This is a genomic window from Kurthia sp. YJT4 (assembly GCF_030219945.1).
GTDB lineage: Bacteria > Bacillota > Bacilli > Bacillales_A > Planococcaceae > Kurthia > Kurthia gibsonii.
Genome location: NZ_CP126689.1, coordinates 2557168 through 2570397, shown reverse-complemented (window position 1 = coordinate 2570397; position 13230 = coordinate 2557168). Strand labels below are relative to the sequence as shown.

General features: G+C 34.8%; 10 protein-coding genes. 7 read left to right on the top strand and 3 right to left on the bottom strand.

The features are described from left to right. Positions 1–3: 3 nt before the first annotated feature. From cydS to QN089_RS12805, 3 genes are all read left to right on the top strand, one after another. On the top strand, positions 4–117 hold the full coding sequence (gene cydS / locus QN089_RS16065) for a cytochrome bd oxidase small subunit CydS family protein (RefSeq protein WP_409136403.1): 114 nt from the start codon (positions 4–6) through the stop codon (positions 115–117). 211 nt (positions 118–328) lie between these two features. After that, a complete protein-coding gene (gene rlmD / locus QN089_RS12810) occupies positions 329–1693 on the top strand; it encodes a 23S rRNA (uracil(1939)-C(5))-methyltransferase RlmD (RefSeq protein ID WP_285215454.1) in 1365 nt (454 codons plus the stop codon). A 130-nt stretch (positions 1694–1823) separates the two neighbouring features. Next, entirely contained in the window at positions 1824–2567 is a 744-nt protein-coding gene (locus QN089_RS12805) for an ATP-dependent nuclease (protein ID WP_285215453.1), read from the top strand. Here QN089_RS12805 and istB read toward each other — a convergent pair. Both istB and istA read right to left on the bottom strand, forming a co-directional pair. Further along, a complete protein-coding gene (gene istB / locus QN089_RS12800) occupies positions 2541–3263 on the bottom strand; it encodes an IS21-like element helper ATPase IstB (RefSeq protein WP_285215373.1) in 723 nt (240 codons plus the stop codon). The two genes, QN089_RS12805 and istB, sit on opposite strands and share 27 nt — an antisense overlap. After that, on the bottom strand, positions 3256–4686 hold the full coding sequence (istA, locus tag QN089_RS12795; RefSeq protein ID WP_285215372.1) for an IS21 family transposase: 1431 nt from the start codon (positions 4684–4686) through the stop codon (positions 3256–3258). The genes istB and istA overlap by 8 nt, the downstream gene beginning before the upstream one ends. A 177-nt stretch (positions 4687–4863) precedes the next feature. On the opposite strand from istA, the gene QN089_RS12790 reads away from it, so the two are divergent. Continuing rightward, on the top strand, positions 4864–6240 hold the full coding sequence (locus tag QN089_RS12790; protein WP_285216434.1) for an ATP-dependent nuclease: 1377 nt from the start codon (positions 4864–4866) through the stop codon (positions 6238–6240). Continuing rightward, the gene (locus QN089_RS12785) at positions 6237–7976 is read left to right on the top strand and encodes a UvrD-helicase domain-containing protein (protein WP_285215452.1); all 1740 of its coding nucleotides are present in this window, start codon (positions 6237–6239) and stop codon (positions 7974–7976) included. Before QN089_RS12790 ends, QN089_RS12785 begins: the two co-directional genes overlap by 4 nt. A gap of 147 nt (positions 7977–8123) precedes the next feature. On the opposite strand, the gene QN089_RS12780 is transcribed toward QN089_RS12785, so the two are convergent. Further along, positions 8124–9617 (bottom strand): AAA family ATPase, encoded by a 1494-nt coding sequence (locus tag QN089_RS12780; protein WP_285215451.1) that lies wholly within the window; start codon positions 9615–9617, stop codon positions 8124–8126. A gap of 936 nt (positions 9618–10553) precedes the next feature. Here QN089_RS12780 and QN089_RS12775 point away from each other — a divergent pair. Then, complete coding sequence (locus QN089_RS12775; RefSeq protein ID WP_285215450.1) at positions 10554–11447, top strand: SDR family oxidoreductase; 894 nt, start codon at positions 10554–10556, stop codon at positions 11445–11447. Positions 11448–11797: 350 nt separating this feature from the next. Next, positions 11798–13009, top strand: a complete 1212-nt coding sequence (locus QN089_RS12770; RefSeq protein WP_285215449.1) for an MFS transporter — start codon at positions 11798–11800, stop codon at positions 13007–13009. Positions 13010–13230 lie beyond the last annotated feature (221 nt).

Sequence of the window (13230 nt, the reverse complement as noted above, 5' to 3'; positions counted from 1 at the left end):
CAAATGGAAAACTTTTTAATATTCTATGCACCATTTGTGATTGTTGTTGTTTCGATTATCATCAGTTTCTGGATTGCAAAAATGGATGGTCCAGCTACAAGAGATGAAAAAGAATAGTTCGTATAGGGAAGAGGGAGTCGATTCAATCGATTCCTTCTTTTTTGCCTGTTTGTTTCGTGGTACAATAATAAGATTGAATGAAGCAACTGTGCATACGCTCGTTACGGCGTTTTGTATCACTGGATACAAGTAAGTTAAAAAGGAGAACGCACATCGAAAAGACGTAACATTATAAGCTTTTATAAATTTTCGATTGCGAATGTGAACAATGACTGTACCTGTAAAGAAGAATGACCGATTAACGGTTCATATAGAAGATTTAACGCATGACGGTGCGGGTGTCGCAAAAGTAGACGGTTACCCGCTATTCATCCAAGGTGGTTTACCAGAAGAAACAGCCGAAGTACATGTATTAAAAACATTGAAAAATTATGGTTTCGCGAAAATAATCGACATCACCGAACCATCACCAGATCGTGTCGAAGCACCCTGTCCGATTTTTCATCAATGCGGTGGTTGCCAACTACAACACTTGTCATACGAAGGACAACTAAAGTGGAAACAAAACATGGTTGAAAATGTGATGAAGCGAATCGGTAAGCTCGATGTACCTGTTCATCCTGTAAAAGGAATGACAGAGCCATGGCATTACCGTAATAAAGCGCAAATTCCATTCGGATTAGAGGGAGAAGTACCTGTAGCTGGTTTTTATAAAACGAAGTCACATGCGATTGTTGATACGAATCGCTGCTTGATTCAAACAGCTGAAGCAGATGCCATTTTAAAAGGCTTAAAGCCGAAACTATGGGCGCTCGGTTTAACCCCTTATGACGAAAAAACAAAACAAGGCTTACTTCGCCATGTCGTCGTTCGTAAAGCACGCACGACGGATGAAGTAATGGTCGTACTCGTAACGAAAAAACGTAAACTCGCGCAAAAAGAAGCCATCATTGAGACGATTCGTACACTTGTACCAAATGTACGCTCGATTATGCAAAATGTGAACGGACAAGATACGAATGTGATTTTCGGTAACGAAACACTACCTCTATGGGGCGACGAAGTAATTGAGGATTATATTGGAGATGTCCGCTTTGAAATTTCAGCGCGCTCATTCTATCAAGTGAACCCAATCCAAACAGAAGTATTGTATGAACAAGCATTAGCTTACGCAGACTTAACAGGTAATGAGACCGTAATTGATGCGTACTGTGGTATTGGAACGATTTCGCTATTCCTTGCGAAACAAGCCAAATCAGTGATGGGTGTTGAGATTGTGCCACAAGCGATTGAAGATGCCAAACGTAACGCAGCACTGAATGGCTTTACGAACACATACTTTGAAGCAGGCCCAGCAGAAGAAGTGATTCCTCGCTGGTATAAAGAAGGTAAAACAGCAGACGTACTGATGGTAGACCCACCACGAAAAGGCTGTGACGAAGCGCTCTTAACAACCATCTTAGAACAAAAGCCAAAGAAAGTTGTCTATGTATCATGCAACCCAGCAACACTAGCCCGCGACCTTCGCATCCTCGAAGATGGCGGCTACAAAACAAAAGAAGTACAACCAGTCGACATGTTCCCGCACACAGCGCACTGTGAAGCAGTCGCGTGGTTGGAGTTGGGTGAATAAGAAGAATAGATGAAAAGAAGCAGACGGTTTAGAGGTAGTTAGAATACTTCTGAATCGTCTTTTTTTAGAAATTTCAAGGTATTTCAATTATGAAGAAGAATATTACTATAGAAAGGAGAATTTATAAATTATGTATATATCTAGTATTAAAATTGAAAATTTTAGAAATTTCAAATCAAATACAGTTAAATTTAATGAAGGTATGAATGTTATTATAGGTCATAATAACGCTGGGAAGTCAAACTTATTACGCGCTATGTCTTTGATATTCAATCCATCAATAAAAAAGAATTTAACAATAGCTGATTTTAATAAAACAATTTCGTTAGAAGAATTAAAATTACAACCACCCAGCATAAATATCTCGGTTACTCTTACTCAAGAGGAAAAAGAAAATTTAATGGGGGATGATTTAGTTGTTGTAAGTCAATGGTTAACTAAGTTAGAGAAGCCATACGAAGCTAAAATACATTATGAATTTTGTCTTCCATTAAAACACCATGATGCTTATAAAAATATGCTGTCTAACTCAACATCTATAATAGAATCATGGGAAATTATCGACAGAGACTTTTTGCGGTTATATACATACAAAATTTATGGAGGAAATTTAGAAAATCAAATTGTAGTAGATGGAGAATATCTGAAGAAGTTTGATTTTCAATTTTTAGATGCTATTAGAGATGTTGAAAGGGATATGTTTAGTGGAAAAAATACATTATTAAAAAATGTTTTAGATTTCTTTATGGACTACAATATAAAATCCAACAAAGCCTTTGTGTTTTGCAAGAGAAAAGTGCAGAGAATTGCAACGAAAAATACAGAGTGTTGCCACCCAATATTCCCCCTATTTTCTCGACAATGCGTTTGTTAAACGGAAGCTCTGGCCCGTGTACGAAATAATATGGGCATGGTGAATCAAACGATCCACCAGAGCTGCCGTTAAACGCGAATCCGAGAAAATGCGGTTCCACTGACTAAATTCTAAATTTGATGTGATAATCAAGCTCTTTTGTTCATAGAACTCTGAAATAATTTGAAACAGTAATTCTGCTCCTTCTTTGCCAAAAGGCAAATAACCCATTTCATCTAAAATCATTAAATCAACTTTTTCTAATTTACTTCTAAACTGCTTCATTTTCCCCGCATGCAGGGCTTGCTCTAATTCCTCAACTAAATGTGAAACGCGATAAAAACGGACTTCAAATCCATGCTCGCAAGCCTTTCTACCAAGTGCTGAAGCTAAATGTGTTTTACCTGTGCCAGGTGCGCCAACTAAAATGACATTCTCTTTTCTCCGAATGAAATCTAGCTGCTCTAATTCTTCCTTTGTTAAATGGTTCGGTAGACAAATGTCTTTATGCCACTGATAGCTTTCAAGCGTCTTCGTATCAATAAAACGTGCCTGTTTCAAATTACGTGCTATTTTGGCTTGCTCTCTGCCTAACTGTTCTTTTAATAAAATTTGATAAATATATTCTTCCGGCTCCGTAAAAGGTACTTCTTTAATCGCTTCTGCCACATGTGCCAATCTCAATTGCTTACAGAGTGTTAAAATCGCTTCATTCATGATTCAACGCCTCCGTTCCTTTTGGCGATAAGGCGTCATATTCTGTCCAATTTACACCGTAAGGGTGTTCTACTTCCTCAGCCTCACGGCCAATATATTCATAGAAATTTTGGTCGATGTCATTCATATCATGTGTAAGTAAAAGTGTCAGTAATTCATTGATCCGTTGCTTTCTTAACGCAAGTGAAGGGACGGTTAAATATTCCTTAATGCGCGTTGGTAAATAATTCGCATAACGCGAATGCCCTACAACACGTGGCTTTTTCAACCAATCTTTTAAGATTTCCTTCCATGGAATAAAACGACGTTTTCTCATATAAGGACGTGCGTCAGATAATAAAATTTCACCGTCATTTGTAATGACTTTAAACGAATCCCAATAGGTCACACAAGAGAGTTGGACGTAGTTCCTTGCTCTTGGCACATGAATCAAATGCCCATCAAGCTTGAACTCGTTATATTTATTAAATTTGATGAGGAATTGCTTAAATACCGGATAAGATTCTTCAGGTAATTTGATTAATTGCTTTTGCTCGTGCTGCCATAACTCATCAATCAGCACTTCTTTTTTATAATGAATTCGTTGGCGATCATTGATTAATTGTTGTTCTAATTGAGCTGTTAAATCCTCAAGGTCCTTTATGACCGGCGGTAGGCTAAAAAAGTTATAACGAACATAACCGACTTTACCTTCTACATGACCTTTTTCATTCCCTTTGCGTGGATTACATACTTGCACTTTAAACCCGTAATATTGCTGGAAATGTCGAAAGGCTTCCGTTAATTCTGCTTCTGAATCGCCTTTTCTTACTTTCTTCACCGCAGGTGTTAAGTTATCAATTCGAATGCTCAAAGGAACACCACCAGCCTGTTTAAATAAAAGTTGAAGTCCACCTAAAAAGCATTCTAAATTTTCACTCGGCATTGGTACCGCAAATGCTGTATTACTTGCTGGAAACGACATGACTAATGCATGTACATCCAGTATTTCTCCATCTTGAACAGCCTCCATTATACCGAAGTCTACCTGCGCTTCTCCTTCTGGATGTTCTAAACGTTCATGTCCTTTATCTGCTTCATCTTCTTGGGCTACTTTCCATTCTTGTATAAAATTACACACCGTTCTGTAAGAACCTTTGAATCCTTCTTTTACTAGGTCCTCAAATATTTTTTTGTTTTTACGGCGCAACTTTTTCTTGAGCTTTAAATCTTCTTCTAACCAATCAATTACGATTTCTCCCCATTTTTCATCGTACATCATGCCTTTTTTCAAATGGGTTTTCTCTTGAGGGAGCTGATCCTCATCCCCGTATTTCTTGGCGGTACGCCAATTAACCTGCATGGTTTTTGCGATTTCAGTAATCGATAATCCTTTTTCATTTCGTAATGTTTTGATACAATTAACTTCAGACATTGCTAGCATCCTTTCTTACCTCCCTGTTTCGGCTTCGACACCTAAAACAGTAGAGGGACTTGGGGTGGCTGGCAAGTCTTTTTTTATGCACAAAAATAGTGCAGGACTCTGTACAAATTCTTTGCACTAGTCTGCACTTTTATTTTGCAATAAACAGCCTTAAATGAAGCTGAAAAAGAGCAACAAATTAAAGCTGAAAAAAAGAAGTTTGAAGATCAAGCTAAAGTTCTAATGGATTCTTTAAATATGAGGATGTTAGAAGGTAAGCAACAAATTTTATCGTATTCAAAAGATATAGGGGCATCATTTGATAATATTGAACCAAACTTTGCGGGGAGTATAACTGATGTAGAACTTTATTCAGCTCTTAAATTAATAGTAGAACATCGTGGTGGAATTCAATTACCTATAACACATAATGGACTTGGCTATAATAATTTGATTTTTATGTCTTTGTTATTAGCTAAAATGCAAGTAAACGCTAGTGAATCGTATTTGGGAAGTAATTCAAAAATCTTTCCTATGCTCGTAATAGAAGAACCCGAAGCGCATTTACACCCATCGATGCAAAGACAATTACTAAATTTTTTAAAGCAAAATTTAAAAGCAAATAAAGTACGTCAAATCTTTATAACAACTCATTCGACTCATATAACAGGTGCATTAGACTTAGATGAAATAATTTGCTTATATAAAGCTAACAATGAAACTCATGCTAGTTATCCAAGCCAAGTTTTCAAGGATGACGAAGAAAGTAAAAAATACGTGCAAAGATTTTTAGACGCAACTAAATCGAATATGCTTTTTGCAGAAAAAATTATTTTAGTAGAAGGGCTAGCGGAGCAATTATTAATGTCCACTTTTGCCGAATATGTTGGGAAATCTTTAGAAGACAATCATATCGCTGTTATAAACGTAGGTGGTAAATATTTTAATCATTTTTTGAAGTTATTTAATACTAATAATTCAGCTGCAATCAATAGGAATGTAGTATGCATTACCGATAGAGATCCAATGCGAAAAGAACTTTCAATTGAGGGGACAACTTATACTAAATGTTATCCATTTGAGCTAAATGTAGAAGCTGAAAAATATGAATATAAAACTAGTAAGCAAAATATGGATTATTCCCCGAATATTAATTTTTATTTTCAAGATGAATTACAAGGTAAAACACTTGAATATGATTTAGTGCGATATAATCCAGCTTTAGATATGTTAGTTACGGATTCAATGTCTAATCAAGAAGAAATTAAAGCACTAATGAAATTATTTAAAGAAGATAAAAGTATTGATGAACTTTATAGCCGATTAAGTAAATCAAAAGAAAATACAAGAATAATAGATGGCTTAAAACATGAAAAATTAAGTTGGTCAGATGGAAATAAAAAAATAGCATTGATAGCTGCTAGGTATTTAAATTCAGTTGGTAAGGGGGTTAACGCTTTAGAATTAGCCTATGTATTACAAGAAAACTTAGCAAAGTTAGGATCAGAAGATTTTGTTGAGTTTATCGTACCAGATTATATTCAAAAAGCTATAGAATGGGTGTGTGAAAGTTGATCACTATTACATCTAGTGACTTAATTGATATTGAACAACACTTTAAAGTTACAGCAGGTCCAGGGGCAGGTAAAACACATTGGTTAGTGAATCATATAAAAAATACAGTAAAAAATTCTTTGCGATTAGAGAAAACGCGGAAAATAGCTTGTATTACCTATACAAATATTGCTGTTGAAACGATTTTAAAAAGACTTGGTAGTGGTATTACTGATAGAGTAGATGTAACAACTATTCATAGTTTTTTATATAAGCACGTTGTTAAACCATACTTATATTACTTATCAGATGAATTTGAAATAAATATCTCAAAAGTTAATGGACATGATACTTATAGTCCAAGATATTCAATCGTGAAAAATTGGTTAGAAAATCATAAACGTGTAGATGAATTTACTCATCCTAATAAACATAAGCAATTGTTATTCGGAAAAAAGTTAGATGCTTTGTTTATCTGGCTCAATAATCTACAGTATAAGTACGACTTAGACGGAAATTTAAAGTTAGTGGGTAATCAAGAAAAAGCAGGTGTATTAAGAAAAGTAACTAATATTTTAGGGGATGATTTGATTAGTTATAAAAAAATGTTTTGGTCATTAGGTAAAATTGATCATGATGATGTATTATTCTTTAGTTATTTATTGATAACGAGGTATCCTTTTATACTAAACGTATTAAGAGCCAAATTTCCATACTTTTTCTTAGATGAGGTTCAGGACACAAATCCTATTCAAGCAAAAATTATTAAGTTGATAGCTAAAGAAGAAACAATAGTTGGTGTTATTGGAGATCCTGCACAGTCTATTTTTGAATTTCAAGGAGCTAGTATTGATGAATTTATCAACTTTAGATTAGAAAAAATGACTGAATACCAAATCCTTGAAAATAGGCGCAGTTCGAACCAAATTATTGATTTATTGAATAAAGTACGAAAGGATATTACGCAATCTAAATATAAAAATGTTGCTGGGGAGTTACCAATTCTATTTATTGGAGAAAATGTTGCTGTCTATAAAAAAGTTATGGAGCTATGTGGTGAAGAATCAATAATCCATACGCTTTCAAGAGATAACCCAACTGCTAATGCAATGAAATCACTAGTTTCGCTAAACGGTATAGATACGAAGTTATTAACGAAATTCAAAGAGGCCGATAATAATAAAGATAGACCGAGAATAATTTTAAATTCTATAGAAGCAGTTGAATTTGCACGAATAGGCGATTATAAAAATGCATTAGAAAAAATAAAAACGTTATTTAGTGATTGTACGGAAAAAGATCGAATTAATAGTTCGCTTAAATTACTTCAAGAACTATTAAATAAATACGATAGTTATAATAAAAGTTTATTAATGGATTTCTATACAATAGTAAAATCTTATATTTCAATGAGTGGATTTAAAGCTGGAGCAGCTAAAAATTTCTATAATGAAACTACTTATATTGAACTTGCAATATGTATAAGTTATAAAGAAGATAGTGGTCAGCACAGAACAATTCATAAAGCAAAAGGCGATGAATTTGAAAATGTATTATTAATACCTCGTTCTTTAGATTTTCTTCTAAAACCTGATTTGGAGAGTGAAGAGGATAGGATTTACTATGTTGGACTTAGTAGAGCAATCCGTCGTTTATATATCGTCTTTCCAAAATTAACGAAAAAGAATCAAAAGTTTATAGAAGAACATTACAACATTAAAGTGGAGGATCTAACAAAAGTTCCCCAATTAATTTGATTTTGTGAAAAGCTACTGATCACATTTGAAGCAGTAGCTTTTTTAACTGTAACAAGGAATAGGTTTAGTTCATTTAAAATTAAATGTCAGTTAAGAAATATCGTCTGATTTCTTTCTCGTAATAAGTCATGCTATGTCCTATATTTTTTAATTTGTAACTTTAAGAGTAGGGATAAGATGATTAATGGGCTCGAATAAATCGTCTAAAATACTTCTATTCATATTACACCAAGTATTAATGAAAGCTTGTTTTACTGTCATTTCAGATGTTAAATTTAACTCTTGACCTAATTTTGAAAAAAGTAAATGATAGTCTCTTGTTTCAAATTTTACTTTTGCCACTTTTGTTATTAATTCATCTTGGTTATCAGGATCCCAACCTAATGCTAGACATAATTTTAAAGCAACTTCATTAATGTTATCTAAGATAAACTCATAAATATGTTCTTCTGGATAATATCCAGGTAATCTAAAGATAAAATCTTCGGCATTATTTATTTGTGGTGAATCTCCATCTATAAAACAAATAGAAGGGGCTTTTTTAGCGGGATTAAGATTATTATGTTTATTAGCTAAAACTGCATTCCCGTCTCCACCTAAATAGTGTAATTCAATGCATGTTAAGTCAAATTTTAAGAATCTAAGAATTAGTTCCATCCAGAGTTTTGTAAATGCATCCTCTGTATAAATTATTATCTCTGTATGTTCTACATATTGCATTTGTCTTAAATCAGAAATAGTTAGTTTTCCTTGCTGAATTTTTCCATCATGAACAGACCATACTGCCTCTTGTGGAAGAGGTAATAGTGCATAATCAGAGTGAGTGGTAAAGATAGCCTGAATATTTTTCCTCTTAGCCACATCAATTAAATATTCTACTAATTTGGCGGTTGCTATTGGATGCAAACCATTTTCTATTTCTTCAATTAATACTAATGCATTATCCTGAGAAGATTCTACTTCCATAATTAATCTAATTATACTGGATTCACCAGCTCCAAAATGGAACTCTGAAAATTCTTGGTCGTTATGAATCCCAGTTAAGAGTTTTACTTTTCCTTTATTATCTATATCTATATATTTGTAACCTAAAACACTTTTTCCTAATATTTTCTCAACATTACTTAAAACAGTTTGTTGAAAATCATTGATATTTTCGTTATTTACTATGAATTGATTTGTAGCACATCGTTTCAATTCAGTACGCTCTACAGCAGGGACGGTTCTTGAAACACCAAAATTTAAAACAGTTCGTTCAGGGAATTTATTTCTTCGCCAACGTAAATCTTTAAATGCAGCTACTTTTCTTAAAGGTTCTGTTGTATTAATATTTTTATCAATTAAAGAAAACTCTATTGTCCAGTTAGCCATACTATTATCAAGTTTTCCACTTTTAGAAAAAAAAGTACTAGGTTTTACATTTTTATAAGCCAAAGCAGCCGAGCCTAATATAGTTGTTTTTCCACCCCCATTAGGAGCTACCAGTGCAGTTACAGGGAAATCGAACTTGATAATTTCATCGTTATTAAATTTTCTAACTTTTTTTAAATTTACTTGACTTAAATAATTTTGATAGCTCCCATTTCTTACTTTATCTAATAATCTAATAATATCACTTTCTCTAATATCACTTCTATACATAGTTGACCTCCATAAAATACAAATTTATAATAATATAACATTTTAATGTTATATTTTCCATATTTTTTAAATCAAGTAATTTAACTGTATGTTTTTACTGTACTATTTGCTTCCAGCACTCATATCACTGTGAAGCAGTTGCGTGGTTGGAATTGGGTGAATAAAGTTATATAAAAATAAGTAGACGGTTTAGATGAGCGTGTGCATCTGAATCATCTACTTATTTTTAAGTGGAATAATAATTCATAAACATTTATCAGAAGTAACTAAGGAGTTCAAGGAATGTACAATGTTTGCTAAGCAATTGAGTTTTGAAACGATTATTTCACTATCTATAAAAAAGAGTCGAAAAAGTATAGGAGAATATCAGTCAGTTCAACAAATTTGACATCAAGAAAAGCATTCACTTGAACGCGAAACGAGGTTAATAGCATATCTTGAACAAGAACAAATTGAAGTAACGGAGCTTGAAAGCGTATTAATAGAAATTTTTTCAGAAGATGTGAATGCACTTCAAAATGCTAGTTCTCCCGAAAGAACTAATATTCGAAGACTTATTCTTATTTATGATTAATTAAAATGGGGAAAATAAAAAGAGCTTCCTAACTCAAGCACTTGTAAACAAGCACCGTATAGGAAACCCTTTGCCTCTATACACACCTGCTAGATTTAGCGTTTATATATAAACACCTATCTATTGAGCGTGTGATTAATTAAGTCAATTGTATAGAAAAAAGTTTTAATTGTAAACCGATATTAGTTACTAATTTAAAATCACCACCACGCCAGAGCCTAGTTCTTCTGGCGTTTTTTTCATGTCTTTTTCTAGTAAAAACCGTTCAATCTGTCCTGCTGTCGTTTAATCCTTTTTCAAAAGGGAAAAATTGTAGGTGTGTATAACATGAAATATACAGAATTCAGAAAGGATGAGTGAATATGAAGAATGAACATTTAATTGATCCACGTAAGAAGTTTTCGAATGAGGGTTTTCCAGATCAAGAGCAAGACACGCCTGCTTTACAGCAAAAGATGAAGCCGATGCCTGATTGTGGTGAAACGTCTTATAAAGGCTATGGTCGTTTGAAGGGGAGAAATGCGCTCGTTACAGGAGGCGATTCGGGTATTGGTCGTGCAGCGGCGATTGCGTATGCGCGCGAGGGAGCGAATGTAGCGATTCAATACTTCCCTGGTGAAGAAGCAGACGCTCATGAAGTGAAGGAAATCATTGAACAGGAAGGGCAAAAAGCACTTTTATTACCGTATGATTTACGTGAAGATGCGGCTGCTTCTGAGATTGTCGAAAAGACAGTCGAGGCATTTGGCGGTGTCGATATTCTTGTATTAAATGCGGCGCAGCAAATTGCACAAGAGAGCCTGCAGGATTTACACATTAAACAGGTAGAAGATACGTATAAAGTGAATGTTATTAGTATGTATGAAACAGTGAAAGCGGCTGAACCACATTTAGAACCTGGAAGTGCCATTGTTACGACGACATCTGTACAAGCTTTTAATCCTTCTACGCATTTAATGGATTATGCAGGAACGAAAGCTGCGATTGCGAATTTCACTTTGAACTTATCCAGTTATTTTGCGCCAAAAGGGATTCGTGTGAATGGTGTAGCACCTGGTCCAATCTGGACACCACTTCAATTAGATCATGGTCAATTGGAAGGAACGATTCCAAAGTTTGGTCAAGATACATTACTTGGTCGTGCAGGGCAACCTGTAGAGTTGGCACCTGTATATGTCTTATTTGCTTCTGATGAAGGGAGTTATATTACAGGACAAATTTATGGTGTGACAGGCGGCGAAGCGATTGATTTGTAAAATGATGGATTTAATGACTTAAAAAAATCATTTTAAGTGAAAATTTTTATTGTACATTGATTTCAAGTTTGCTAGAATTACTATTTGAAATAGCACACCTTTAAGAACAGTCCAGAGAGACTGAAAAGGGAACAACTTGAGAGCGAACTGTCTACATTTTTAGATGTCTTTGTTTATTCATGCCCTTTTTGTCTACTTTTGGACGAGAAGGGCATTTTTATTGTGCTAAAAGTTACGTCACTCTTTTAAAAGTGGTCCTGTGAGGCCCAAAAGGAGAATGGAGTCTTTTCATCATCCATTCATCATAAAAGAGCTCGGTTATATCTTAGAGAACATTGGAGGATTTTGAAATGGACTATCGTAAAAAGACCGTCGTTGCGTCGGTCGCAGGTTTGACTTTAGAAGGTATGGACATTATGTTCATCTCATTTGCGATGACGATGATTATCGCAGAGTTTCACATTGATTTAGCAACAGGTGGATTGATTTCATCAATCACAAACATCGGCATGTTAATCGGTGGTATTCTATTCGGAGTATTAGCTGATAAATATGGCCGTGTCAAAGTTTTCACATATACAGTTTTACTGTTCGCAGTAGGAACAGCTTTAACAGGTCTTGCGACAAATATTGAACAAGTGTACTTATTCCGCTTCATCGCTGGTCTTGGTGCAGGTGGTGAGTACGGTATTGGTATGGCACTTGTTGCGGAGGCTTGGCCAAAAAATAAACAAGGTCGTGCATCTTCTTATGTAAGTGTCGGCGCGCAGTACGGTGTTATTTTAGCGGCATTACTAAGTGCAGTCATCTTACCAACATTAGGTTGGCGCGCACTATTCTTCGTAGGCGTAGTTCCCGTTATTTTCGCTTTCATCGTACGTAAAAATTTAGACGAGTCACCAGAGTGGTTAGAAGCTCAAAAATTGAAAAAAGCGAGTAACAAGCGTGAGAAAAATAAATTAGGTCAGTTATTCAACTCATCAAAAACAACATTTACAACCGTTGCACTAATGATTATGGCGACAGTACAAATCGCTGGTTATAACGGTTTAATGATTTGGTTACCATCCATGTTACAACAATCACAAGGCTTATCGGTATCAGGTTCAGCACTTTGGACGATTAGTACGGCAGTCGGCATGATTATCGGTATGTTAACATTCGGTCAGTTCTTAGATCGCTTCGGTACAAAACGTGCTTTCGGTATTTTCTTACTAGCATCAGCGTGTGCAGTGTTTATTTACGCATATGCGACAGGTAGTGCCGGTGTATTAATCGGTGGAGCCATCGTCGGTTTCTTCTCAAATGGTATGTTTGCAGGATACGGTGCATTAATCGGCGGTCTATATCCAACCGAAATCCGCAGTACAGCGACGAATACAATCTTCAACTTCGGTCGTGCAGTTGGTGGTTTCTCCCCAATCTTAGTCGGTTACATTTTACAAAATTACGATATGAAGATGGCGATGCTTTATTTAGCGGGCTTATACATCATCTCATTCGTTATGATGTTAACATTGAAAAAAGGAAGTACAACACAGGCAACACAGCTTGCGAGTTAATCAAAAATGGCTTCGACATGGCAACATGTCGAAGTTTTTTATTTTGAAAAAATCAAGCCTAATTTAGTGCAAAAGGGTTATTTTGTTCGTTTTTCATCGAAAAAAAGACGAAAAAATGTTGGTTGATTCTAAATTTCTCTGATTTCATGCACGTATAATTTGTACTCCAAAATCAAAAGTAGGTATGATGTGAGAAAGAAGTTTTATCTACAAAAGGAGAG